The following is a 26,359-nucleotide window of genomic DNA, read 5'->3' on the forward strand; positions in this document are numbered from 1 at the left end:
AAGAGAATGTCTGCTGAATATGTTGTACCTCCGGATTCAGGAACATGGATTGAAATAGGAACCAATCGGGTTTGATTGATTGTTATTTGGGATTCAATCTGAAATACCTCGGGCGTGGCTGTCGATTCAGTAACTTGGTATGTGGTCATCTCACCATTGAAGAGCTGTATATTGAACGTGTAGTTGTCACCAAAGAATAGTTTCTCGAAATTGAGAGGAAGCGTTCCTGGATGAGTAAAGGAAAGTTGAGGAATTCCACCGTTGGTACTCTGGGCAGATATGATGTTCTTGGATTCTTCTAGATTCAGCGCTCCTGCTCCAGCAACATAACTGGGATAGTTTATTGTATCAGCTCCTGCAAGAAGGGCTGTAGTAATTGAACCCGGGGTGTATTGGATTCCCTCATCACTACAATACTGTACTAGCTCTGCAGCTGCAGCAGCAACTCTAGGGGAGGCGAAGCTTGTTCCATAATATGTTGCTCCCCCTGATTGAACATATCCTGCTGCAGATATGTCTGGCTTCATATAACGTCTGTATGTTGGCCCGAGGCTGGTGTAATCATCGGGAACCCCGTTCTCATCTAGTGCTCCAACTGCAATGCAATATGGGAACACACTTGGCGAAGATATGCTTGTTCCAGCTACACCCCCTTGTCCCTCATTTCCTGCAGCGCCAACTACTATGGCTCCCTGTTCAAACGCTCTCTTGACGGCTTTTTCCAGCGGATCTCCATATGATGGAGTAGAACCGAGGCTCAGATTAATCACAGTACAATTCTGTTCAAGCGACCATTCGATTGCAGCGATTATTCCCAATACTGTAGCAGAACCACCGCTACCGATAACCTTGGCGTTTACAATTACTGCGTTATTACTTTCTTCTGCAATCATTTCCGCAACCATTGTTCCGTGAGCGATATCGCTTGGCTTCGAATCTCCAACAGTACTGTCTGTTGAGTCATAACCGTACTGGGCTGAAACAAAGCTCCTCTGAGGACCAATTCTACCCTGAAGATCCAGGGTCTGGTCAACCCCTGTGTCTAGAACAGCTACCCTAACATTTTGCCCCTCGATTGGAGTCTCAGGCAAGAGTCCGGAGAGTAAGGCTATTGCTGTGGTAAGAAGAAGTAGAATGATGATTACCGCTGCTACTAGCTTCTTGGTATCAGTTTTTGTTTCCTTCCTGCTAGGTTGGTCTGGCTCCCAGTATCTATGCATTACTTGTTCCTCGGCTAAGCTGGCGTGTGATTCACTGATACAGAATCAACACTTGAAGATATTGATTGTAGATGTCGGGGATAGAACAAATCAACTTAAGTAATATTCTTGAATCTTTGAGAACACGTTAGACGAGGGACTATAATTGGCTCAACAGAAGATGACACAGGATGAAGGAAACAACCTAGAGAACGTCCCCTCGATGGATTTGACTGCTGTTCTCGGTGCACTTTCTGTTGATTGGAAAGAGGGACTTTCTAGCGAGCAAGTGAAAGAACGTCACAAGAACTACGGCCCAAACGCAATTCCCAAAGCCAAGGGGTCTTTTTGGAAAGTATACATAGCTCCCCTTCTGAATTGGCTGATTAACATCTACATTGTTAGCTCGATAGCTCTCATTTTTCTTGCCTATGCATTTCCGTCAGACCAGAATCAACTAGCCCAAGCTGTTGTTTGGCTTTCTGTAGTGTTTGTCAACTGTTTAGTGGCTGTTTTTCAGCAGTTTCGCGCACAGAAGAAATTGGAAGCGCTTGAGAAGCTGTCTGTTGGTGATGCCCGTGTCAGACGAAATGGACACGAATTGACGATACCACCAGATGAGATTGTGCCTGGTGATATTCTGATTATAGAACAGGGAGATAAGATACCCGCAGATGGCAGGATAATTCAATCATCGAACTTTTCTACGAATGAAGCATCTCTGACAGGAGAAAGCGTACCAGTTGAAAAGGACGAGCATGCTCAAGTGGATCTCTTTGCGTCCATTCCAGAAATGAAGAATATGGTATTCTTTGGCACATATGCTGCCACAGGTACTGCTGAGGCGATTACGACCACTACTGGTGCAAACACGCAAATCGGCAAAATACAGGGCACATTAGAAGAACTCAATACTGGTGATATTCCGCTACGAAGGAAGGTAAACAAGCTCGCCAAGTATCTGGGAATGGCTGCCATAGCCCTCCTTAGTGTCTCCTTCTTTTGGCAGGTATTGATTAAACCGTTGCTTGGTGGGCGAGAATTGTTGCTAACGCTTACTGCTATAGCTGATGAGCTCACCGAAGGCATAACAAAAGCTATGACTATTATGCCCATCAATATCCCCCTCTTGACAACCATTGTACTTCTTACTGGCGTCTTGGCTATGGCAAAGAAAGGTGTGATTATCAGAGATCTTTCTGCAGTTGAAAGCCTTGGTAGAGTGAGTGTTATCTGCTCGGACAAAACCGGTACCATGACTAAGAATCAAATGACTGTCAAGCTCTGCTGGGATACAGAGAGCTTCTATTCCATCAGTGGAACCGGCTATGAACCCGAGGGAACGATAGATTCTGTTGTAGGGAAACCCGAGTTGGGTGACTCTGATTCGATTATCTCTACGGAGATAGAAGACGTAAGAAATCATCCAAACCTACAGAAACTGCTCCTCTGTGCTGGTTTGAATAATGATGCCGAACTTGTGAAAAAGGAAATAGTCGAAGGCGAATCTGTTTGGACACCAATTGGAGATCCAACCGATGCCGCCTTGCTGGCATTCTTCAGAAAAACCGATCTTGATGAAGCAAAAGTATCTGACGAATATGAAACGATCGAGGAGTACCCCTTCGATTCAGAGCTGAAACGAATGTCCAAGGTGTTCAGGATTAATGGTCAGCTCGTATCATTTGTGAAGGGGGCCTCCGAGGTAATTCTGCCACGATGTAAAAAGCTTGGCGGTGAAACTTCGCAGAAGATGACAAAGAAGGATATCGCTGAAATCAATGAACTTACTCACGATTACGCATCAAGGGGATACAGAGTCATATCCTTGGCCTACCGTGAGATGGATTCTGTTCCGGGTGATGAAGAAAAGGGCAGAATCAAAGCAGAAAACGACCTCACTTACTTGGGATTTGCATGTATTGTGGATCCACCTCGTGAAGGAGTAAGAGACGCCGTTGCTCAATGCCACAGCGCTGGTATCAATGTTGTCATGATTACCGGTGATAGTATTGACACAGCCAAGACTATCGCATCTGAACTTGGAATTCATAGCGAAAACTCCCTTGCTGTTGAAGGCAAGGATATTCCCGAGCTAAGTAATGAGGACTTCTCGAAAACTAATGTCTTTGCTAGAGTCGATCCCGAGCATAAACAGATCATAGTTGAACGATATCAGGATCAAGAGAAGGTTGTCGCGATGACAGGTGATGGCGTCAATGATTCCTTGGCTCTGGCGATGAGTGATGCAGGGATTGCTATGGGCATCACCGGCACGGATGTTGCTAAAGAGGCTGCGGACCTTGTGATAACTGACGATAGCTTCCCTTCGATTGTAACAGGTGTTCACGAAGGTAGAGGTTTGTTCAACAAGATACGATTCATGATCTATTTCTATATCGCAATAAACCTCTTTGAGAGTGTACTGTTCTTTGGAGCTCTTTTTGTACTCCCTGAAGGCATTATCATTCTAGCTGTCTGGCAGAGTCTCTACCTTGTGGTAACAACGCATTCCTTCCCTGGATTAGCGCTTGTGTTTGATAAGACATCGCCCAAAGCGATGACCGAAGAACCACGAGATAGCCAGGACATCATTACCAAGCCACTAGCGAAATACATGGCACTGAATGTTGTACTCATGGTGATCGGTGCTGCAATAGTATACGCCCTTACATTTACTGGCTGGGGTGGCATCGTAGGAATTTATTCAGAGAACCTTACTGGGGCTTATCCCATTCTAATGCCATTCCATGAGGAATTAACGATAGAGGCCGCAAAGGCTACAGTAATGATGATGACGGTCATCCTCATTGTTGAGAGCACACTTGCACTCATAATACGCCGAATAAACATGCCCCTGGCAGATAGTATCCGCGAGCCTGGTATTGAACGGTTTGTCGTGCTGCTAGGTCTCATCTATCTGGGCCATCTGATTTTGATGTATGTGCCGCTAGCGCAAGTCATCCTTGGCTCCATCGGGCTGCACTTCTATTTTGTACCGCTTACACTATACGATTGGCTGATTTGCATACTCTTGTCGCTTCCTGCAATACTTGGTATGGAGATTTACAAGTGGTACCTTGATAGAGAGGGTGTGACACTCTAACAACACCCGGATTGTCGGACTATATGAAAAAGGCGTAAAATGCAACCAAAAGAACTACATAAATAACTGAGTGATTCAAAGATAGACTGGTGTCTATCTTGGCTCGAATGACCACCCATCGCTTCAAACGCATGAAAGAGAAAGGCAAGAAGATTGTCATGCTTACTGCCTATGATGCACCCACCGCTAAGATTCTCAGTGATTCTGGAGTTGACGCGATTTTGGTAGGTGATTCAGTAGGGAACTCCTTGCTGGGATATGAAAGCACTGTACCTGTGACTCTGGATGATGTCATTCATCATACCGCTGCAGTATCTCGAGCCAAACCCCAAAGCCTCGTCATTGGTGATATGCCTTTTATGTCGTACAAGGTGAGCATTGAGCAAGCCTTGGAAAACTGTGGAAGGATGCTTCAAGAAGGGGGAGCTGAAGCTGTGAAACTGGAAGGTGGGAAGAGTATTGCACCAACCGTTAAGGCTGTGGTTGAAGCCGGCATTCCTGTTATGGCTCATATCGGCTTGACTCCGCAGTCGATATACGAGCTGGGTGGCTACCGGGTTCAGGGTAGGACCGCAGAAGCAGCTGAAGAGCTTGTTGCCCATGCAAAGAAGCTAGAAGAAGCAGGGGCATTCTCACTTGTAATTGAATTGGTTCCTTCAGAAACCGCCAAAGTCATCACGGATGCCATTGACATTCCTACTATTGGGATTGGAGCCGGCCCTCATTGCGATGGACAGGTTCTGGTTATATACGATATGCTGGGATTGTTTGAGGAATTCAAGCCGAAATTCGTCAAAAAATACGCTAACATTCGTAAACTGATTGTGGATGCAGTGGATGAATACTCTGAAGAGGTCAGAGAAGGAAAATTCCCTGACCCGGAGCATTCTTTTGAAATGTCAGAAGAGGAAAGCGGCCGACTCTATGGAAGAACGGACTACTCGTCCTAATTCCTCTTTGCTTTATCCTTTCCCTTTATGACGTTGTTGAGATCCTTCACCAATTCATCAGCTGGAATACCGTGGGTGTTGGCACCCTGTTCAATTGATTCGAACCTGGCAACTCCACAGCCTACACAGTGAAGACCCCATTCGAGGAATTTCTCCGCCGTTTCAGGCCACCGCTGTACTACTTCTGCTATTCGCATGTCTTTGGTAATAGTCTGACTCATTATCTCTACCTCTTATTCAGTGTTTGTTAACAATAGTTAAAAGCTTTTACATCTAGTCAAAGCTCGATAAGATGACCCACGCTTGAATCGGTGTAAGCTTCTGGCATTTCTTGGAACATACGTCGTTGTCCTTTAGACCCTGTACAGTGAGCTGGCACCAGAAGTGATGGATTCATGGATGAGAGGTCTTCAATGGTTCGTTCTATGATTTCGCCTGTTTCATCTTCGACTAGATGGAATCCGCCGATTATTCCAAAAATCTCCTTGGATTCTGCCAAACGTTTAGCTTCTAGTGTTGTGTTAACAATACCGGCGTGACCACATCCAGTCATGACTATCAAACCCGTACGATCTGATTTGGCTATGAGACACCGGTCGTCAAGGATTTCTTCGTCTTTCTCCCATTCTCCCTCAACTTGTGACATGTGACCTGGAAAACCTTTTTCGTAGTCGGTTTGGCGTGGGATTTCACCGCTGACAACAAGGAGGCCATTCGCCAAAGCAACCTGGTCCCTTGTAACAACTGGCTTACCCCCCGCTTCGATTATATCTTCTAGTGTTGGAATTGGATTTAGCTTTCTTAGCTCACCTGTTTCTTCGTTTCTCACCGCTCGTTCATGAAACATATCCGGGTGAAGGTAAACTGGAAGATTGGATTTTTCGATGCTCTTGAGAGCCCAAATGAGGCCCCCGGCATGATCCCAGTGCCCATGAGATAGCACAATAGCATCAACGGATTGAAGATCTACACCCAACAAATTGACATTGTGTGCAAGTAGTTCTTCGGAAAGCCCGGTGTCATATAACACGCAGTATTCTTTCTCCTGTCCGTAGGCTCTAACAAGCATAGATATCCCATGCCCGCCCCAAAGGTACTCCGGGTCATGTTTATCCCTATTGACCCAACGTGTAGCAGGTTTGACATGATCATCTCTAGGCTTTGAAGCCCAATTCACTGCGTTGTCAACAAGCATTACGACCTCTAGCTTCTTCAGACTGGTGATTTCTTTCATGGTCCTCTCGACCAATAATACCAATAGTCGACTATAGTGAAGATAGTTTCGATTGAGGGTGAACTAGCTTAAGCTGCTCGAAGATACTCTTCAATTTCCCAAGCCGTGATTCCCTCTTCGTTTGCATATTGAGTTCTATTCTGATACCGATTCCATTCATCAGACCGGAGCTCGATTACAGTATCAACTAGCTCATGACCTAGAACCTCATTCAAGAGACGATCCTTCTGTAACTCGTCTAGTGCAGTAGGCAAGCTGGTTGGTAACAAATCGGTTGCACAATGCCCCTCGAACAGGTTATCGCAGGTTGGAGCTGGCGGCTCGATTTCTTCTTTGATTCCGTGCATTCCCGCAGCTAACATGGCAGCAAAGGCCAGATGTGGACTACAAGACGGATCGGGACACCGGCATTCAATTCTTGCTCCTTCCGGAGCTCCACTGGTGGCAGGTACTCTTATCATGCCTGTTCTGTTTCGGGGGCCCCATGCTATTCTCGTTGGAGCTTCGTAGCCTGGCCTTAGGCGCTTGAAGGAGTTCACTGTCGGAGCCAAGATGGCTGTCAATGCAGGGGCGTGCCTAAGAATCCCTCCCACATAATATCGTGCTGTGTTTGATAGCTCCTTATCACCTTCCGAGGCAAAAACGTTGGAGGATGTTCTACGCTCCCAAAGGCTCTGATGAATGTGGAGTCCACTACCATTCTCTTGTTGGAATGGCTTTGGCATGAATGTTGCAACAACCCCTTGTTCGTATGCGATTTCCGATATGGCCATCTTCGTTAGCATGATATCATTTGCAGTACTTACTGCGTCGTTGTACCTGAGTCCAATTTCATGCTGCCCTTTGGCAACTTCGTGATGGTGGGCTGTAGTTCGAATGTCCATGGAAGCGAGCGCTCGAATCACCTTTCTCCGGAAATAGAGTCCATCATCTTCGGGTATTGCTGAGAAATATCCTCCTCTATCGGCCGGAGAGATTCTTGCTTTTTCGTCTTCACTCACAAGGAAAAACTCTACTTCGCACCCAACGAACAAGTTCAACCCTTTTTCCTTGGTGGCATCAACTACTTTCTCAAGGACCCCTTGTGGATCGCAGGGATGCTGTTGATTTGGTCCTACGTAGACTGAACATGGGATTATGACGACCTCTTTATCCCACGGTGGTCGAAATACCCGACTTGACGAGGGTTTCAATAGTAAATCGCTGGAGTTAACCTCAGCGTAACCGGGAACAGAAGAACCGTCGAAAAAAACGCCGTTGTCATTGAGTTCATCAAGTCGGTCATAAGTGATTTCAATCATTTTTGCAGTTCCGACTGGGGTTGTGAATAATAGGCGAATGAACTCTGGTGCGTCATCGGCTCTTGATTTCATGTTCAACTAGCTCCGTTATTCTCACTATCTTCTCAATGATGTTTGGTAGAAAACCTCTACGTGAGAGGTCTCGATTTTCTAGGCGGTGCAGGCCCCAGAATAGGGTAACGTTGGGAGGCAGGACAGGAATTTTTTCCTTGGATTGCTTTTGGCCTGCACCGCTTCTGTTGCGAATATGTTTGCTGTGTTGGTATAAATATTTCGTCGTAAAACCCAAAGTATTTTCAATAAATTCGGCCAATATAGGCATATGACCGAAAAAAATTCAGTCGAATTCGATGATAAAGACCTCACGATATTGGAATCATTGCAGAAAGATAGCAGTCGTACGATTGCAAGCATTGCAGATGAAGTGGGACTAGGCATTTCTACGACCCACAATAGAATCAAATCACTGGAAGACGATGGGGTGATTAAGGGATATCATGCAGTGCTTGATGGTGACAAGCTGAATCGATCTACGGTAGCATTCATTCTCACAACCGTACGTTACCGTGTTCCGGGACAACCTGAAGTCCTATCACAGCGGCAGTTCTGCAATGACATCAAGCAGCACCACCTCGTTCAGGAGGTACACGTCATTAGTGGAGAGTATGATGTCCTACTCAAATTGAGGGCGCGTGATGTTGAAGAAATCAACGATTTCGTAGTGGAATTCTTGCGCCAAATCCCTGCTGTCGATAGAACATTGACCATGTTTGTCATGGAGGAATTTCTATCAACGCAGGCAATTCGTGGTCTTAAGGAAACCGAGACTAGAGTAGATGCAAACTGACTTCACGTTCTGTTTTTGTAGACCAATAATCGATGTTAAAGAGACAACCTCTTGCTAACCTACTAATCTGCGGCTGGGAAGTATACTTTGAATTCTGCTCCTTGGGAATAATCGTTCGGGACTCTGTCTTTCACATGAATATATCCGCCGTATTTCTCTGCAATCTGCTTCACTTGATGTAGGCCTATGCCTCCATATCGCCTACTTGAGTTGAACAACTCCTTTTTCCTGTTGTCTGATAATCCCGTGCCGTTGTCTTTTACTGACAGCTCAAAACCGTTGACTGCTTCGGATAAATTGATCCAGACCTTTTTCGTTTCGCGTGGATTTTCTTGTACCGCATTTTCTACAAGATTCATAATCAAATATTCGAGATGCTCATCGGCGGGGGTTTTTGCCTCTTGTACTTCGATTTCTACAATGAGATTCGTATCCGAAAAGCGGGACCTACAGTCTTCGGCTACGTGTGCGACTGCATGATCCAACCGTCTGGTTCTAAGTTTGCTGCTAGGTAGATTCTCGGTACTCTTCACCTTGTCTATCAGTCGTGATGTTTTGCTTATACCCTCCCTCAATGTATTCATGGCTGCCCGCACTGTTTCTGAGTCATTTGCAGATTCTAGTATATCGACTCCGATGGTTATTCCTTGAAGATGATTTCTAACATCATGTCCGAGTAAATCTAGATACAGATATGCTGATTCTTCAGCTCGTTTAAGTTGAGTGATATCACTGAATGTCCAAACCCGGGCGACCAGCTCCACTTGCTCGATAATTGGGGCTGTATACCATTCAAATGCCCTCCCATCGCGAAATTCAAGGATTCCAGTGGCTTCCCTCTTTGATTCATCGATGCTCTCAAGAATCTCAATGAATTCTTGAGACCCCTCCAATAGGAAATCGAATTCTTGGAATATCTCAAGTGCGGTCATGGTGCCCATGTCTTCTATGTTAATGGTCCATATGTCTACGAATTTGTCATTCCAATGCATTGGATATCCCATGTTATCTACCACAAGAATACAATCGTCAACGGCTTCGATGGTAGATATATAGAGTTCTACTGCGGTTTCGAGCTGCTTCTTTGCATTCACCTGTTCGGTGATTTCTTTAACTGAAGCAATCATATCAGACCCATTTTCGTGAAGAGAGATTTCTGTCTCAAACCATCTTTGCTTCCCATCAAAATTAAGATGATATTCAATAGTCTCAGGTTGTTCCGTTTCACGCACTCTCTGAATCGCAGTAGTGAATTTTCCTGAAACTTCAGGTGGGAGCACTTCTGAGATATGCTTGTTTAGGAACTCGGAAGGTGGCAAATATAGCAGATGACTATCAGAACAGAAGTAGTCCGCATACCTATTTTCATCATCAATAATGAATACTATATCATGCAACGAACTGACAAGGCTTCGGAATCGCTGCTCACTGCTTCGTAAAGCCTCTTCGGCTTCTCTTTTCTCCTGAATCAATCTCCTCTTCTCGAAAATCCCCTCTACCGTGTTCAAGACATTGTCCATATCGAGTGGCTTAATCATATAATCTGTTGCAATGGATGTAAGAGATTCAACTGCATCATCTACAGTTGCATGTCCAGTGATTACTATTACATCCATTTCTGGATTTTTCTGCGACAATTCCTTGAGGAGTTCTGTACCTTTGATATCTGGTAGCCGCATGTCCAGAAGGCCGATATCAAACTTTTCTTGCCTTATCTTTTCCAAGGCTTCAGCCCCGGTGTAAGCTGATTTCGTTGAATATCCTTTTTTATCAAACACCAGCTCTAAGCTTCTACATAGATTCTCATTGTCGTCGATAACTAAGATTCTGCCATCTACATTCTTTTGTTTCTTTCCTATCAATTGCCCTCTTTGCTCCCTCTCGTCGGCGATGTTTTTGATTGACATGGGATCATTCCCCGCCATTATCCTCATTCCTTACATACGACATGCTAACGCTGGTATTGTAGATGCTGGCTATTCTCTCCTTTCAACGAAGTGTTTCGCTATACTAAGATGAACTGCAGAAGCTGCACTTTGGCCCCTTTGCGGCAATATCAGCTCATAATTAATTGAATCTAGATATCTTATTAGTGTAATTCTAATGTATTCGAATAATACTTGAAATTATTTCAATAATATATTAAAAATTAGGTTCATTACTTGTAAATTTTGGTAGTTTCCTGGCTTGTGGAGGATGCTTGGTTATTCGAGCATATCTGGGCTTAGTTTTCCATTTTCTGCTTCAGCTTCAAGTTCCTCTATCGATGCTTTTGGTTCCATGCTCCTTTTGGCTAGTACTGCAAGTATGGCTATATTGATGAATAATGCAGCCAACAGGAGCGGAACACCCTTGAATAGATCATAGATGATGCCTGCGATGGATGGGCCTATCGCGAGAAGGAGCATTGTGAATGTTGTTGACAGACTAATCATCTTTCCCAAGTCTTGGCGGGGGAGCGACTTCTGAATATACGTATTGATTAGACTTCTCCAAAGTACATCGTTGATTGATTTGGTAGCTGTCGCTATGAACGCAAGTGAGAAAATCACTCTTAAACCGGGGTAGATTGCGTCTACAGCATTTTGCCAGGAAACAGGAGCTACGTACGGAATAAACTGAGCTATGATTAACAAACCAATTGCGAGCGGCATCACAGAGTAAACGGCAACTGTCAGCTTATGCCCGCCCTGCTTATCAAAGACCCGACCAAGGAGCAACGTCAATGGGACCGATATAAGTAACGTCAGAAGGAGGATGAGATTGATATCCCCAATACCGAATTGCAGTGTCTCATTTATATAGTAAAGCTCTGCGAATCTGTACAGGCTATCACTGAGAGCATCAAACATCAAAACAGCCAAGAATACAGGAAAGACTCGCGCAAGCAGCTTCAACCCACGCCAGTTTTCGGATAGAAAGTCTTTCAGAAGATTCTCCGATTTCTGCGCCCTCTCCGGTGTAGCTGTTGACTCTAGTGCAGTTGCTCTAATGAATGCACAGACCGCGTAAAGAAGACCAGCAATGAATAGCAATATCTTCATAACCGGAATGAACTCCCAACCCTGATTGAAGAGCAAACTCACTACATATAGCGGCACTAATCCCAATGCAGTGCCTAGGGTGAATAGACTCTGTGCAACGCCTCCAAATCTCCTGTCGATGTGCTCCATATAGTATGCTCTGCCTGCAGTTCCTGTGAATGAAGAAGCCCCAATAATTGTCATTGATCCAAGAATGGTTATGTAATCCCCCGCAAACGACAGTAAGAGGTATCCCAAAGAGGACAATGCCATAGTGACAACCGCTAGTCTTCTTCTGTCATAATTGTCCGCGAAATAACCCGAGACAAAATTCCCCAACAACCTTATCCCAAGAAGAACCGAGAACAGAAACCCAATCATAACGTACGGGATCCCAAGATCTCGGAAATAGAGGTTGAAATAGCGGTATAGCACCGACATGCTGCTATAGATCCATACTGTGATGAGATAGATTGTGAAATTCCTATTTGAGGTCACGATTTTGAGTGATTGCCACCAGCTCATGTCGGAAGCTTTCGTTTCTTCAGACACTTCTCTGTATTCTTTGCCGTTTTCTGATGGCTGTGATAATGTCACGTAACATGTTCCTCCTTTTATCTATCTTTATTGCTTATAGATGGACATAAGGGGAGTCTGGAATGAATATAATCAAGCCAGACGAAGCTCTTTTGGCTTTCAGACTGGTCACCTTATAGTTCTGAGTGAAGTCGCATATACTTCACAACATGATTGAAGCTTATTGAACTCGTTTGTATTTGGAACACCAGTAGAGCTATTATAGAGTCCCAACCTGTTTATCTGTAAGGAGATGCCCCTTGAAAGCACGTCAACTATCTGCCTTTATGGTCATTGTAATTACTTTCCAACTCTTCTGTAGCAGTAAGGTAACATTGAGGGCTAATCTGTCACCAAAACTACAGAGATTTGAGGCGGAAAATCACCCCCTCTGGTTGGACCGCCGTGGAGATGGATGAAATCAAGGAAGGTAACTACTCAGCCAACCTAGGCCCGGGTATCCATGATTCCACTATCACCTACAGAATCTACCTTGAAGATGTGTTTGGGCAAAACTCTACGACCAGCAGCTATCAAGTAACTTGGATTGACTCTATTACTCCTAATTTCCACGATTATAGCTGGACTCCACAAGAACCCACCACCGGCGAGGAAGTGGAAGTCACCTGTGTTGTGACTGATTACGGCTCGGAGGTGGACGAGGTGTATATTGAATGGTCGTACGAGGGTGGTCTATCCGGTGGCGGAATGGAGCCTTTCGGAGAAGATTCCTACCAGTATACTATTGGTCCGTTTTCAGAAGCTGGTCAGATCTCGGTCAAAATCGTAGTAACGGATGTAGCTGGCAACTCTGTGACAAATGAATTCTCAATCGAAATCATCGAGTCTGAAGGGGTGTTAGATCTTCCCGTTCCCCTTCTTCTTGTGGCGGGAGCGGGAATCATTATCGTCCTTGTTGTAGGATTTGCCATAAAGCGACGTTAACAAGGTGATAACAAGTATCCGTTATCTACGCCGTCTGACAGGCTACGCCCCCTCGGAAGACAAAGAGGTATCCCCGATGTACGGTGGGTCAGTCTTTGGAATTCGCCGAAGAAGATAAGTAGGATGCTTTTTTCTGTGTGTTTCATATTAGGCTTCGAGCCTAAAGGAGAAAGTAGGACAAATGTCAAGAACTGTATGTATTAGTGGGGGCGCAACCACGCCCTTTGATTATCCCATGCACATTACACCTGAATCGATGATCGCGAACTGCATCGTTGAGACACAGGAAGATATACCCAACTTCACGTTGCGAGATCTCGAATTCATGGTGTACAGCCACTTCAGTGTTCATTTCGGGAAACAGTTATGCCCGGAGTGGGTTGTGCATGATCATCTTGGGTTGGTGGGACTGCCCCACTTCCGAGTTGAGAATGGTGGAAATACTGGAGGCTCAGCGCTATATGCGGCTTTTCTGGCAGTTAAGTCGGGCCTCTTTGACGTTGTAGGTGTAGCGGGCTGGGAAGCAATGGACAATGTGACACAGTCGCAGGGTTCGGAATTCATCGCTTTGGCCTCCGATACAAGGTACGAGGCACTGGCTGGAGGGATTTATCCCATATACTATGCGGCCATGGCTTACAAGTTCATGAAAGAACATGACTTGACCGAGGAGGACTTTGCATTGGCAGGCATGAAGAATCGGAACTACGCCTGTGACAATCCAAAGGCCCAGTGGGCTAGAAACGAGAACAAGAAAATCACCGTTGATGACGTGATGAATAGCAGGCTGATCAGCTATCCATTGAAGAAATATGATTGCTGTCTGATGAGTCGCGGTGGTTCATTTGCTCTTGTCACAACGGAAGAATGGGCCAAGGAAAACGCTGATGGGAAATATGTGACCATCGATGGAGCTGGTTTGAGCAGCTGTACCATTCGAGCTGGTGACAGATTAGCATTCCCCGGCTGGACCGAAATGTACGGTGAAGGTTATCCTGACATGACCGAATTTGGAGCCTGTCGAAAATCTGGCGAGGATGCCTATGATATGGCCGGCATTGAGTATGACCGTGCAGCGAAAGAGATTGATGTAGCAGAGATTCACGATGCGTTTTCATCCTCTGAAACACAGATTTACAAAGCACTTCACTGGTGTGACAAGGATAATATCAAGGAGTTCCTTCACGACAAACGAACGTTCATGGAAGGTGATCTCCCAGTCAATCCTGGAGGTGGGCTTATGGGCTTCGGTCATCCAGTTGGTGCTACAGGCATCATGTCTGCTATCGAGTGTTATTACCAGCTGACTGACATGATCCCAGATAAACACCTCAGCTCTGACACGTATGTTAAAGATGCGGAGACAGGCCTCGTGAATAGCCACGCAGGAACAGGAACGAGTATCTCTAACTTCATTCTGAGGAGGCCATAGAAATGACTAAGGACGACAGAAAACATTACATCCCGGACAAAGTCGAATACAATGAGAAGCATCCCGACAAGTTCAGGGGCGAGGTTGAGGAGCATGGATTCCATTTCTGTGGGTATGATTACGACGATGACGAAGAGCAGTTCAAGGTCTACCTGCACTACGATCAGCTCTACTACTGGAAGTATGCCGAGCTCTCAAAGATGGGCAAAGGTCTACTTGATGGTGAGCTTTGGGGCACCAAGTGTCCTCAGTGTGGTGACAAGTTCTTCCCGCCTCGAATCAACTGCTGGAATCTCGATTGTAATCTCCAAAAGACTGACTGGGTTAAACTCAAACCAGAAGGATATGTCCATACCTATACGATTGCAGGATGGAGCGGACGTTCTTCTCTCAAGCGACTGCCATTTGTATTGGCGTATGTAGTAGTTGATGGCTGCAAAACCGCAGTTGCCAATGAGCTTCGCGGTATAGACCCGTGGAATACGGAGTTTGAGATGCCTGTGAAGGTGGTTTGGGCTGATAAGGAGGATAGAAGAGGTACAATCACAGACTTCCACTTTGAGCCTACAGACGACTGGGAACCATCCGGCATGAATCCTGAGAAGGAACGCATGAAGGAGCTTTGTGAGCCTGTATATGAATGGGTTAAATCAATGAAGTAGTTTTCCTCTGAGTTGACATCCTTGTGATGTCAACTCCTTTCTTTTATTTTCGTATGTACTAGAGTCACATTAGCAGTGCCCTTCTTCTCTGAGATTGTATGTGGATGAAAGTTAGAATGGACGAATTCGATTCTCCGACCCAGTGTTGCATTGCAACCGAATACTTCTATTGCACTAGTTGTTCCTATTCTTTGGAATCTTCTATCTTCATGCACATATCTTATATGATGAGTTTCGTGTATGAGAGCTCACAGGCATGGTTGGGGAAAAATGGAAGAAATCCATGTTATACATGGCGAAAAAATCAACAAGGTCGTTAGCAAGAAGTATAATTTCATTTTTGACAAAGAAACCGGCTTTTCAATGCGATGGGGGGAAACCAGAGACCAAGATCCTTTTTGGGGTCCTTTGCCTGAGCTAGCTGATATTTCCATTTCGAATAGATGCAATAACAACTGTCCTTTTTGTTATAGGAATTCTACCCCTGATGGACCCTTGATTTCAATCGAAGAGTATGAGATGATTCTTGAACAGTTGCCAACCACGTTTCAGGTGGCTCTTGGAGGAGGCGAGCCAACTCTGCATCCTGATTTCATAGATATATTGGAACTCACTCGAGAGTACGATATTGTGCCTAATTATACCACGAACGGCAACAACTTGACACCGGAGATTCTTGAAGCATCAAAGAAGCACTGTGGTGCAGTTGCTGTTTCTTGGTATCCTGGAGCATTAACCGCACTAAGAAAAATGGTGGAATACGGAATCAAGACCAACATTCATTTCATTGTGACTCCTGATTCAATTTCGGAGGCTATAGGCTTCATTCAAAATCCCGATTTCTTCAGAGATGAGGGAATCAATGCTATCATTTTCCTTTTACACAAAGCAGTAGGTCGCGGTAAGCCCGAGGACACTCCTTCCTACGAGGATGTGAAACCGATGATTGAAGCGGTTTTTGAGACTACTACACCAGTTGGTTTTGATGCCTGTTTCATGAAGCATGTAGCTACTGCGGATTCAGAAGGCACAATTGAGGCGTCTTGGACCTTCTTGGATTTTTGCGACGCTTCCCGTTTCTCAATCTACATTGATGAGAATCTGATTGTACAACCGTGTTCATTCTGTCTTGGTGAAGTGTATGGTGAGAGTCTTGAAGATAAGACGGTGAAGGAAATATGGACCGGGAACAAATTCCAGCGCTTCAGAAAGCTTCTTCGTGAGGATCCGAATGTTTGTCCTGCGATAAAATTGAACTCAGACCTTCGTTAACGCCTGTTGAGACATTTTGGATTTGTAATTATGTAAATCCAAATCTGCCGCTAATTTTAAACTGAGTTGTATTCATGTCATCGTATGAATATTCTACTCTATAGCAGCATCTTCTGGGCTTTCTCTGTAACATATATCCTATTGGAAACTAAATCAATGACGGGCAGTATTCAGACATCAATCCTGAAGGCTATACCGGCCTTCTCCGCCGTGTTTTTCGTATTACTTTCCTTTTCTCCTCCTGTGCTATTTCATGTCTTACTGATGGCGGCACTGGTGTTTTGTGGGCTAGGGGATATCGCAATGGAATATGACATTGTACCCGGATTGGGACTATTCTTCATCAGTCATATCTTGTTTACAGCGGATTTCATTGTCCATAGTCTAGCAAGCGCAACATCAATTCATCTGATTTTGTTTTCTGTAGTTATGATTCTCCTTCTAGTCTATGTTTATGTGTATCAACGATATTTACAGAGAGCTGAAAAACCAACGGAGCTTCTGCCTGCTGTTTGTGTCTATGCAATTATTATTTCTTTAACGGTAGGTTCGTCTATTCTCTTGTGGCTTTCAACCGGTGTTCTTCTAGGCTTCTTGCCATTCTTGGGTGCTTGCTTCTTTGTCTTCTCGGATTCGCTGATTGGCATTCGAGAATTTCATCATCGATTCAAATTTGATGAGCCTCTGACGATGGTAACCTACTATCTAGCTATCTTCCTTTTGTCACTTGGCGGTATGGTCTATATTTTCCAGTAGATCGAAAATTAGATTATTGGATACGGTGAGTAATTTCTTCTAGACACTGTCGATTACAGCTGGAATCTTAACAACAAATCTAGCCCCGTCTGAATGTTTCCCCTCTATTCGATCTTCGACTGCTATTTCTCCACCATATCTATCAATGATTTGTTTTACAAGCGTTAAACCGAGTCCTCTAATGGAATTTTTGTGATTCGCACTGGTAGAAAAAAGGAACCTCTTGCTTCTATCATCGAGGCCTGGACCCCTGTCAATAATCTCAAATTTCACAAATTTATCCTTCTCAGATCGAGAAATTACCACATCTATCTTGATTTCTTCGTTTCTATCGAGCCGAGCAGCATTGTGTAGAAGATTGAAGAACATATATACAAGAAACTGATCTGCGTAGACGAAATCACCCTTTCTATCGTCTATGATTTCAATTCGGATATGCCGACGAGGGAGTGAGTGATGTACCATTTCGATAGCTGTTTCCATGGCCAGTCGTGGATTTATCTCAGTCAAATTCTCTACCAAGGCAAGCTCTGCAAGCCTCTTAACATCTGTTGTCAACCTTACTCCACGTCTTGTGAGTGCATGAGCAGCCTTCAGAAGATCTCTTGCATCTTCTGGCATTTTGAAATCAAGAATCAGTTCGAGGCTCGCCAAAATTCCTTGGTGAATATTACTGAGGTCGTGAGCCAATATGCTATTGTAGAATTCTGCTTGTACCTTCTCTTCCACATACTGCTTTTCAGCAAGCTTTCTTCGTGATATATCTCTTGCAATTCCCACTATGCCTATCGGTTTGCCATTGTCGTCTCTAATGAACTTGCGGGAGACTTCAATACAGATTTTTTTCTTGTCTTTTCGTATGACTTCCAATTCAAGCGGTGGAGCTTTGTATCCTTCGGGTCCAACTTCAGCTTCCAGATTCATCGCTTCTTGAAGAGCTTTCTTGACAAGTTTTCTTGAACGATCCGCCAGTAACATATCAATCGGCATATCCTGGATTTCGTGTGGCTCATATCCGGCAACATGGAGTGATGATTTGCTGACATATATGAAAGCAAGCTTCATGTCAACAACCCAGAATACGTCCTTGATTTGATTCGTCAGGATGTGGGCTATTTCCTCAGCATCTACATTCTCTTCTGTAATCTTTATCATCAGGATACCTTCTCAGAACACTGAGCTATCGTGTGTTCGGATTTCAAGAAGCCTGAGCCAGAGTACCATAAAAGAATGCTGCTAATGATTACTTTGCAGCTTCATGACACATATGCTAACCTATGTATGGAACAAGCAGAGCCTTCTGAATACAGTCGTTCTCTCAATGATTCGATATCTGTCCCTACCAGCTATTCTTGAGCGAATCCACTAACAACAAGGTGGTGGCCAGCCGCCAGACAGGGCTACTGGTAGGAGGGGGGGAGTTCCCGCGATATGCGGGATATGAGGGCATGTTACAGAAAATAGGGCCCTGTTTGCCACCTGACCACCAAGAGTGAATATGGTTCAGACCCTAATAAGGTATACTATTGGAGAGATAGTCATTGAATTTATGCAAGCTTTGTTTCAACTCAGATTATGTTGGTATCATCACGCTGAAACGCCTAGAGCTGTGGAAGTCGGATTTCTGCTTCATATTCGTTTCCACAAGCACATCGCATACTGACTTTCCATCGCTGAGGTAAAGAAACTTGAAACTCATCTACAATTTCTTCTATATCATTCTTCACAGCATCAAGAATGTTGACATAGGTTTTTGCAAGACCAAATAACTCTGACTTGAAATCCAGATCTGTTACAAAGTAGTGAAGGCCTTGTTCACATTTAGGACAAATCGTAACGAGTATGTGCGTCATATCTCCGCATCTTTCGCAGACTAAATCATGCTGGCTCATATTAGGAGCGATGGCGGCGTCCAAAGCAACTTTGTTAGAATACCCGCACAAGTGACAGTGAATATGAATTTCTCTTTGAGGCATACTAATCCCTACCCCATGTTGTAGAATCAATACGGTTTCCTAAAAGTATAGTGCGTACGTTCTGTTAGTAGGTCATTCAGTTATCGTGGTTAAACGGACGATTTGATACCCTGGGTGAAAGAAAAGTGTACTCAGTACTGAGATACTGGATTTGCAGGATTTCACAGTATCGCGCTGCTAACGTGTGTTTACCTTCCGAGCGTGCAGAACATCAGTATTTCCTAGTTTATCAACTTCAGCGACTACTTGGAGACCGATACTCAGTTTCTCTGCCTCCACACTCCCAAACTCGGTATATGAATCAATCTTGACTTGGATGTGCTCTTTGTCTTGATTTTCTATGCTTATGAAACCATACTTCATGCGTTTCTCGCCAAACTCTCCCAACTGCGCTGATACTATTGGACCTTCAATCTTCTTAGACATCGGCTTCACCTGTATTAACTCTGGCTATCTTACTTATGATTTCTTGTTTAGGTATCTTTCCTGTTCAACTCGACCGCAAAGTCGACTGTTGGCCTAGTGAATGGTGCCTTATATGAAGCTATCCATCGTCGTGATGCATATTCAGCCCCATACTGGTCGTGTGTTTTCATTTCTTTTCTTCCGATGAAGACTGAAAACTGTTAAATGGCCGAGTAACCTATCTTCACTATCATCGAGGCGGGTTATGCTATTGCCGGATAAGAAAACCGGAGAAATCGCGTCCTCAGCTGACCCACTTTCTATCCAGGTTTATGGCGGAACAGAGACTGAAATACTGAAATCTCTCAAGAGTTTGATGAGCCAAGACGAAGAAATTCAATCCAATCAAACCTGGGTCAATGTTGGAGCTCTGAGACGTTTGGCGTTCTTGTTTGAAGGCGGAGTAGAAAGCGCTGGCGGACTGATTGGGCTAGCTGTAATGTTCATTCTGCTTGGAGTAGTATTGATTGCATTTGCGATTTGGCAGATCTTCATATTCTTCATTGTCATAGCAGCTCTGACTTCATTCAGTGGTGGGGCTGCATTGAAGTATCTGAAGTGCACCTATCTGACTGTACCCGCACATTCTTTGACAGCTGACAACCTGGCTGTTTTCTTTGAGGAACAGCTCTCCTTTGGAAGATTCGCAACACTTAGCGAGGGTTTGGATTTTTCTGAGCAGCCTGAGTTGGTACGCAAATCGGGCAGAGCTACAAGGATCTTCCGTCTAGGAATTCATATGGCTCTTGCAGTTGCAACGCTCCTCCTGTTATTCGAGCTCGTAGGATATTTTGTCTTTGGTGATTGGATTACTGAAACATCTTTCTTGATTCTACATGGCATAGCCTTTCTTTTAGGAATAGCCATAATGGACGCTGGAGTTATTCTTCGACATAGTCTAGTGACGCAAGGAGAATAGCCATCTAGAAAGTGGGGTTCTACTCCTCTAAGATATCAAATGCTATCTCCCAAAAATCCTGCTCAGATACTCCAGTCCGCAAGTCTTTGAGATCTTCCTTGATTCTATCAAAAGACTCGAGTGACTGTTTCTTCTTCAAATCCTCATGGGTCTTCTTGACCCGCTCGGTAATTTTTTGGGCTTGATCCTTGCTTGCTTTTACTCCTCCCATTTTGAGGAGATATTCAACAAAATGTCTACCAACGAATTTGCCTAGGTGGAATTCTCGTTTCCTGCCGACTGTTTCTGGGCTGATTGGCTCGTATGTCATCGAGTGGGTGAGTTGGCCGTGTGAGTGGATTCCACTTGAATGTGTGAACGCATTATCTCCGGTTATCGGTTTGTGAAGTGGCAGTGGAACAACAAAATGCCGTTCCACTAGTTCTGAGAGTTCGTGAATCTTCTCAGTATCGATACCAGTATTGATGCCGTACAAGCTTGCAAGTGCCATAACGATTTCTTCGAAAGCTGCATTTCCCGCCCGTTCTCCATATCCATTGACACAAACCTGCGGATAAATAGCTCCTTCTTCTATAGCGGCCAAGGTGTTTGCGGCTGCAAGCCCAAAATCGTCATGACAATGTACAGAAATTGGAACCTTGTATTTACTTTTCGTCCAAAGCTGATCTTTGATTTCCCGCATTATGTACCTCATGACTCTAGGACGGACAAAACCAACGGTATCTGCTACGCATATCTTGTCTGCTCCCGCATCGATGGCAGTCTTATACGCTTCGCACAGGAAGTCCATATTGCTTCTGGTCGTATCTTCTGCAATGTAATCGATTGTTAGTCCATGATCTTTGCCGTATTCTATGCATTTGGTGAGTCGATCGAGCATTTCTTCTCTAGTCATACGAAGCTGATACTTCAGTCTGAAATCAGAGGTGGCTATGAAAATAGGTACTTCTTCTACTCCGGCCTCGATGCAATGATCGATATCATCTATGACTGCCCTTGCTGGGGCACCGACAGTAGCATTAGTGAATCCTTCCTTGGCTACCGCTGCAACAGCTTCTTTTTCGCCTTCTGATACTGCAGGAAAACCGACCACAACAATGGACGTTCCTACCTCATCCAGCATTTTCGCAATATCAACCTTCTCGCCATTGGTAAGTGCGACTCCAGGTGTCTGCTCGCCATCCCTGAGGGTCTCGTCCCAGATGAATATCTTATCTGGGAGACTCTTTGGTCTGGTCTCTTCGAGCTTGTTATAATCAACAGCCAATCCAGCTTCTTCTAGAGACTCCATATGCCTTTCTCCTTGGCTATGTGCTTTGGGTGCCAAGTATATCTATGCGAATCGGTAGCGGCCTTTTTCGGGAATTGAGTCAAGCTGCTTGTCTAGCTGAGCAAGGGCTTCATCATGTTCCTTCTGAGCGATACTACCTTCTTCGAGCTTTCTCTGGAGTTTGCTCCTTTTGTATTCTATTTTACCGCGTTTTACATGGATTTGCCTGAGAGACGAATCCACGAACGCCTTGACACCAGCCTCTTCTGCAATGGCCTCGAGCAATGGTTTCCAACATATCTCTTCGATATGGAAGCTGTATTCAAGCCCTTGTTCCTTTATTCTATCCCATATTGGACAAGAGTCAACACGAATCTCAGAACCTTCTACTTCGAGATTCAATCCGATGGCTTTCATGATGTTCGCAGCTAGGGCTGTAGCCTCTTCCACTCCTTTTACTCCCTGATCCTGTGCTGCCTGTACTCCAATAAGACGGAATCCATTGGAATATCCTTCGTACATTGAAAGCGCACCTACATTGTCTCGTAAGCCCCACCATAGACCATCGAGGAAAACAGTAAAGACTTCTTGAAGCCTATCCAAATCACTCATCATCAGTAACCTCCTTTGGTTTGTCCCAGTTGTTTTCCCATTCGTCAACAAAAGTTACTTCTTCTGGGGGTTGTCTTGGCGGTCCGAGTGTTCGCTCGAATTTGGGATAGCCCAACGTTAGGCAAAGAATAGGTACCCAGTGTGGATGTGGAATATCGAGGCGTTCACTAATTGCTCGTACATCCTTGAAGTGATCCAATTGAACAGATGAGACACAGCTACCAACTCCCAATGAAGTTGCAGCCAGAGCCATATTTTGAAGCATCATTGCCCCAGCTATTACTGCGTGCCGTGGTGCAGACCAACCGTACACGCCACCTGTACCCCGTAATGTGGCTTGAGAGTTGCCTACGTGAGTTCTTTGAACAGCTAGAACAAGCAGAACCGGTGCTCCATTGGTTTCTGGCTCTCCTTTGATATACTCAAACCTCTTGCCTGTGATTAGAATATCTATGACGCGTTCTAGACTCGGCTTCGCCCGTATATAGCTGAGCCTTCTCTCAAGCTCCTGTCGAGGAGTTGCTCTCCCGAAGAGCTCGATTGTTCGGTCCACAGCAATCTGTCCGATGAATTTCTGAGTCTTCTGATCGCGAACGATAATCAGACGCCATGGTTGCTGGTTTTCAGCGCTTGGTGCATAGGTCCCAGCTTCTATGATTCGATAAAGAATCTCATCCGGGAGACCTTTTTCGGTATCATAGTCCCGAATAGCACGTCTGCCTTTGATGATTTTGATGGTTTCATTTTCCTCCAACGTTCTATTTCTCCTTGAGCAGTAGAGTAGTCGTTCGTGGCAATTCTCTCTTAAGAAAGTAGCCCCTGATACGGGGCTTTCTTTCTAGAAGAGGTATCAATCTTCGTCAGAAATCATCGGAGCGCCCCGACCGTCGTATTCAACTTGGAAACCCGTGTCAATCTTGGCTGCTTCCTTGAGGATTGTATTTCCTGCAACCAAGCGCTGGATTTCATTCGTTCCTTCGTATATCTGACAAAGCTTTGCGTCCCGCATGAGTTTCTCAACCGGGTATTCTGTAAGATATCCATAACCACCGAGAATTTGAACGGCCTGTACTGCGTTTTCCATTGCAGCATCGGAAGCAAAGAACTTAGCATAGGACGAGTTCTTTGTTACGGGCATCCCTTGGTCACCCATCCATGCGGCGTATCTGGTTAGTTGTCTTGCAGCCTCAGCACGAGCACCCATGTCAGCTAATTTGAATCCAATGCCCTGAAACTTCCCAATAGGTCGACCGAACTGCTTTCTTGCATTCGCAAATTTGGCTGCTTCGTCTAAAGCCCTCTGAGCAACGCCTGTTGCAATGGCTGCGATGCCCGCCCTGGTCTTATCTAGTGTCATCATTGCAATTTTGAATCCTTCTCCCTCTTCTCCAACAAGGCAATCCTCGGGCACCCGTACATCATTGAATATTACTTCACTCTGAACCGAGTTCTTCTGCCCGACTTTGTTCTCGATATGCCCAATCTCGACTCCTTTTCCTTTGGGGACCATGAATACTGATAGCCCTCTGTGACCTGCTTCAGGATCAGTCACAGCGAAAACTGTGAAAAGAGATGCAACTGGAGCGTTTGTCGCGAAGCATTTCACGCCGTTAATTATGTACTCGTCACCATCGCGTTCAGCAGTTGTTTTAGTGGCAGCAGCATCAGAACCAGCATCTCGCTCAGTCAAGCAGAATGCTCCGTATTCTGGTTTACTGCCAGTAATCATCGGTTCCACATACTTCTTCAGCTGTTCCGTGGTAGCTCCAATAACGAGAGGGGCAAATGCCAAGTTGTTGCACATGATTGATGTAGCACAGCCTGCGCATCCGTATCCAGTTGCTTCTGACACCAAGGTCTCTGCCAGTAGCGAGAGACCCGGCCCTCCAGCTTCTTCTGGAATATGGAGATTCATTAGTCCTTTTTCATAGGCTTTTTCGACAATCTCTGCAGGAAATTCCTCTTTCTCCTCGAGCTCGTTTGCATAGGGAGTGATGTGTTCCTTGGTGAATTTCACACTGCGTTCCCACAGTCGTTCTTCTTTATCTGACAATGCGAAGTCCATTCCGATGTAACCTCAATAGTCAAATCGCTTGTATCCCCCCTTATATCTCTGACCAGTCAAGCGACCAACTTCTCGTACATTTACGTAGGTTTGCCATAGTTTTTTTAGGTAGAATAGATTCGAATTCGCACTACAAGCTGAGGTGTCAAATAGAAATTGCCTTTGCAAAATACTAACATTGTAAGTGCCGCTCAAACGAAGTTCGGGAGATTAAAAGGCCTGACCCTTCGTGAGATTTTCGGTGAAGCTGTTGATGAGGCCACTATCGAGGCAGGCATCCCGAAAGAGGATATCCAAGCTGCATTTGTGGGAACGTTCATTCCGGAGATGCTTGTTCATCAAGGCCACACGGCACCCCTTCTCATTGATTTTGCTGGGATGCGTGGTATTCCAGCGACTCGTCATGAGGCTGCATGTGCTTCTGGGGCTACTGCATTGCGATCTGCCATCATGGCGATTGAATCCGGTCTCTACGATACTGTTCTTGTTGCTGCTGCTGAGAAGATGACTTCTGTATCAACGAATCGGGCAACAGAAGCTTTAGCTGCTGCAGCAGACGATAAGTTCGAGTCAAGCATGGGTTTGACGTTTCCCGGAGTCTTTGGTATTGCCGCTGTAAGTCATATGGAGGAATACGGCACCACTGAGGAGGACATGGCGCGGATTGCTGTCAAGGCACACAAGAATGCTTCAACTAATCCCCTTGCTCAGTTCCAGAAACCGATTTCACTAGAGAAAGCGATGGATTCACGATACATTGCTTGGCCGCTGAAGCTATTTGATTGCTCTCCCATCTCTGATGGCGGCGCTGCTCTTGTGCTTACTTCGAATGAAAAGGCTAAGGAGTATACTGATACCCCAGTGAAAATAACTGGGACCGGCCAAGCGTCAGCCAGTATGAATCTCTGTGATCGAGCTCACCTCACCTCATTCGATGCTTCTATTGCAGCTGGGAAAACAGCCTACAAAATGGCAGATTTAGGCCCAGAAGATATTGATGTAGCTGTTGTACACGATTGCTTTACTATTGCCGAAATCATCGCATCTGAAGATCTTGGTTTCTTCGAGCCAGGACATGCTGTAGATGCTATTCGCAATGGTGAAACCGAGATTGACGGCTCAAAACCAATCAATCCGATGGGTGGCCTGAAAGCAGTTGGTCATCCTGTCGGAGCGACTGGCGTGAAGCAGATTGTAGTCATCTACAAGGAACTTCTTGGTGAAGCAGGAAAGAATCAAGTTCCGAACCATGATATTGGGATTGCACATAACTTCGGCGGAACCGGGGCATCCAGTGTTGTAACAATAATGAGGAGGTATGATGCATGAGTGACAGACCTACTGTTGAACAATACCTGAAGAATATCGAGAATGGCGATTTTAAGGCGTACAAATGTCAAGAATGTGGTGCGGTTGTAGCGCCACCGTCCGATGCATGTTACAGCTGTGGTGGTACGAACATGGAATGGACAGCTGTCAGCGGAAAAGGAACACTGGTTTCCTACACTGTCGTTCACGTCTCTTCTGACGAGTTTGTTGCTGAAGTGCCATACTATGTTGCCATTGTCAAGTTAGAGGAAGGAACCAGTATTACGGGTCGACTCGTGGGATTTGACCCTCTGAAACCGGAAGACCTTGAAATTGGTATGGATCTTGTATTGGACTATCAGAAGGGAGAGTCAGGTAAGACCTATCTGGCTTTTCGCGAGCCCTGAAAAGATTTCAATGCTTGTCTTGGTTGGTGTGAGG

General features: G+C 45.1%; 24 protein-coding genes. 11 read left to right on the plus strand and 13 right to left on the minus strand.

Features of this window, described 5'->3' with window-relative positions; genetic code table 11:
• Positions 1–1,220: S8 family serine peptidase (locus tag GF309_09430; GenBank protein ID MBD3158996.1), on the minus strand; the 1,220-nt coding region annotated here is incomplete at its 3' end.
• A 145-nt stretch (positions 1,221–1,365) separates the two neighbouring features.
• Here GF309_09430 and GF309_09435 point away from each other — a divergent pair.
• Positions 1,366–4,305, plus strand: coding sequence for an HAD-IC family P-type ATPase (locus tag GF309_09435; GenBank protein ID MBD3158997.1), 2,940 nt, complete (start codon positions 1,366–1,368; stop codon positions 4,303–4,305).
• A 107-nt stretch (positions 4,306–4,412) separates the two neighbouring features.
• Positions 4,413–5,255: a 3-methyl-2-oxobutanoate hydroxymethyltransferase gene (panB, locus tag GF309_09440; GenBank protein ID MBD3158998.1), complete on the plus strand. Its 843-nt coding sequence runs from the start codon at positions 4,413–4,415 to the stop codon at positions 5,253–5,255.
• On the opposite strand, the gene GF309_09445 is transcribed toward panB, so the two are convergent.
• The 3 genes from GF309_09445 to GF309_09455 form a co-directional block, all read right to left on the minus strand.
• Positions 5,252–5,476: a DUF1858 domain-containing protein gene (locus tag GF309_09445; GenBank protein ID MBD3158999.1), complete on the minus strand. Its 225-nt coding sequence runs from the start codon at positions 5,474–5,476 to the stop codon at positions 5,252–5,254. The genes panB and GF309_09445 overlap by 4 nt on opposite strands.
• 56 nt (positions 5,477–5,532) lie before the next feature.
• Positions 5,533–6,489, minus strand: a complete 957-nt coding sequence (locus GF309_09450) for an MBL fold metallo-hydrolase (GenBank protein MBD3159000.1) — start codon at positions 6,487–6,489, stop codon at positions 5,533–5,535.
• 68 nt (positions 6,490–6,557) lie between these two features.
• Entirely contained in the window at positions 6,558–7,862 is a 1,305-nt protein-coding gene (locus tag GF309_09455; GenBank protein MBD3159001.1) for a hypothetical protein, read from the minus strand.
• Positions 7,863–8,112: 250 nt separating this feature from the next.
• On the opposite strand from GF309_09455, the gene GF309_09460 reads away from it, so the two are divergent.
• Positions 8,113–8,637: a winged helix-turn-helix transcriptional regulator gene (locus GF309_09460; GenBank protein MBD3159002.1), complete on the plus strand. Its 525-nt coding sequence runs from the start codon at positions 8,113–8,115 to the stop codon at positions 8,635–8,637.
• A 62-nt stretch (positions 8,638–8,699) separates the two neighbouring features.
• On the opposite strand, the gene GF309_09465 is transcribed toward GF309_09460, so the two are convergent.
• The gene (locus GF309_09465; GenBank protein MBD3159003.1) at positions 8,700–10,571 is read right to left on the minus strand and encodes a response regulator; all 1,872 of its coding nucleotides are present in this window, start codon (positions 10,569–10,571) and stop codon (positions 8,700–8,702) included.
• A gap of 270 nt (positions 10,572–10,841) precedes the next feature.
• Positions 10,842–12,257 (minus strand): MFS transporter, encoded by a 1,416-nt coding sequence (locus GF309_09470; GenBank protein MBD3159004.1) that lies wholly within the window; start codon positions 12,255–12,257, stop codon positions 10,842–10,844.
• Between the two features lie 384 nt (positions 12,258–12,641).
• Here GF309_09470 and GF309_09475 point away from each other — a divergent pair, with 384 nt between their 5' ends.
• The 5 genes from GF309_09475 to GF309_09495 all read left to right on the plus strand — a co-directional run bounded on the left by GF309_09475 (position 12,642) and on the right by GF309_09495 (position 17,303).
• Positions 12,642–13,181 (plus strand): hypothetical protein, encoded by a 540-nt coding sequence (locus GF309_09475; GenBank protein MBD3159005.1) that lies wholly within the window; start codon positions 12,642–12,644, stop codon positions 13,179–13,181.
• A 181-nt stretch (positions 13,182–13,362) separates the two neighbouring features.
• Positions 13,363–14,613 carry a thiolase domain-containing protein gene (locus GF309_09480; protein MBD3159006.1) on the plus strand — a complete coding sequence of 417 codons (1,251 nt, stop codon included), beginning with the start codon at positions 13,363–13,365 and terminating at the stop codon, positions 14,611–14,613.
• A 2-nt stretch (positions 14,614–14,615) separates the two neighbouring features.
• On the plus strand, positions 14,616–15,275 hold the full coding sequence (locus tag GF309_09485; protein ID MBD3159007.1) for a hypothetical protein: 660 nt from the start codon (positions 14,616–14,618) through the stop codon (positions 15,273–15,275).
• Positions 15,276–15,515: 240 nt separating this feature from the next.
• Complete coding sequence (locus GF309_09490; protein MBD3159008.1) at positions 15,516–16,547, plus strand: radical SAM protein; 1,032 nt, start codon at positions 15,516–15,518, stop codon at positions 16,545–16,547.
• 84 nt (positions 16,548–16,631) lie between these two features.
• Entirely contained in the window at positions 16,632–17,303 is a 672-nt protein-coding gene (locus GF309_09495; protein ID MBD3159009.1) for a hypothetical protein, read from the plus strand.
• 39 nt (positions 17,304–17,342) lie between these two features.
• On the opposite strand, the gene GF309_09500 is transcribed toward GF309_09495, so the two are convergent.
• The 3 genes from GF309_09500 to GF309_09510 all read right to left on the minus strand — a co-directional run bounded on the left by GF309_09500 (position 17,343) and on the right by GF309_09510 (position 19,705).
• Complete coding sequence (locus tag GF309_09500) at positions 17,343–18,458, minus strand: PAS domain S-box protein (protein ID MBD3159010.1); 1,116 nt, start codon at positions 18,456–18,458, stop codon at positions 17,343–17,345.
• Positions 18,459–18,904: 446 nt separating this feature from the next.
• Positions 18,905–19,279 (minus strand): hypothetical protein, encoded by a 375-nt coding sequence (locus GF309_09505; GenBank protein ID MBD3159011.1) that lies wholly within the window; start codon positions 19,277–19,279, stop codon positions 18,905–18,907.
• 177 nt (positions 19,280–19,456) lie between these two features.
• On the minus strand, positions 19,457–19,705 hold the full coding sequence (locus GF309_09510; GenBank protein MBD3159012.1) for a hypothetical protein: 249 nt from the start codon (positions 19,703–19,705) through the stop codon (positions 19,457–19,459).
• A gap of 250 nt (positions 19,706–19,955) precedes the next feature.
• On the opposite strand from GF309_09510, the gene GF309_09515 reads away from it, so the two are divergent.
• Positions 19,956–20,663 carry a hypothetical protein gene (locus tag GF309_09515; GenBank protein ID MBD3159013.1) on the plus strand — a complete coding sequence of 236 codons (708 nt, stop codon included), beginning with the start codon at positions 19,956–19,958 and terminating at the stop codon, positions 20,661–20,663.
• A 19-nt stretch (positions 20,664–20,682) separates the two neighbouring features.
• On the opposite strand, the gene GF309_09520 is transcribed toward GF309_09515, so the two are convergent.
• From GF309_09520 to GF309_09535, 4 genes are all read right to left on the minus strand, one after another.
• Positions 20,683–21,954: a 2-isopropylmalate synthase gene (locus GF309_09520; protein MBD3159014.1), complete on the minus strand. Its 1,272-nt coding sequence runs from the start codon at positions 21,952–21,954 to the stop codon at positions 20,683–20,685.
• A gap of 42 nt (positions 21,955–21,996) precedes the next feature.
• A complete protein-coding gene (locus GF309_09525) occupies positions 21,997–22,548 on the minus strand; it encodes a hypothetical protein (GenBank protein ID MBD3159015.1) in 552 nt (183 codons plus the stop codon).
• A complete protein-coding gene (locus GF309_09530; protein ID MBD3159016.1) occupies positions 22,538–23,299 on the minus strand; it encodes a hypothetical protein in 762 nt (253 codons plus the stop codon). Before GF309_09530 ends, GF309_09525 begins: the two co-directional genes overlap by 11 nt.
• Positions 23,300–23,395: 96 nt before the next feature.
• The gene (locus GF309_09535) at positions 23,396–24,610 is read right to left on the minus strand and encodes an acyl-CoA dehydrogenase (GenBank protein MBD3159017.1); all 1,215 of its coding nucleotides are present in this window, start codon (positions 24,608–24,610) and stop codon (positions 23,396–23,398) included.
• Between the two features lie 162 nt (positions 24,611–24,772).
• Here GF309_09535 and GF309_09540 point away from each other — a divergent pair, with 162 nt between their 5' ends.
• Positions 24,773–25,939 (plus strand): thiolase domain-containing protein, encoded by a 1,167-nt coding sequence (locus GF309_09540; protein ID MBD3159018.1) that lies wholly within the window; start codon positions 24,773–24,775, stop codon positions 25,937–25,939.
• The gene (locus tag GF309_09545; GenBank protein MBD3159019.1) at positions 25,936–26,325 is read left to right on the plus strand and encodes a transcriptional regulator; all 390 of its coding nucleotides are present in this window, start codon (positions 25,936–25,938) and stop codon (positions 26,323–26,325) included. Before GF309_09540 ends, GF309_09545 begins: the two co-directional genes overlap by 4 nt.
• The last annotated feature ends 34 nt before the right edge of the window (positions 26,326–26,359 follow it).

The organism is Candidatus Lokiarchaeota archaeon, assembly GCA_014730275.1.
Lineage (GTDB): Archaea > Asgardarchaeota > Thorarchaeia > Thorarchaeales > Thorarchaeaceae > WJIL01.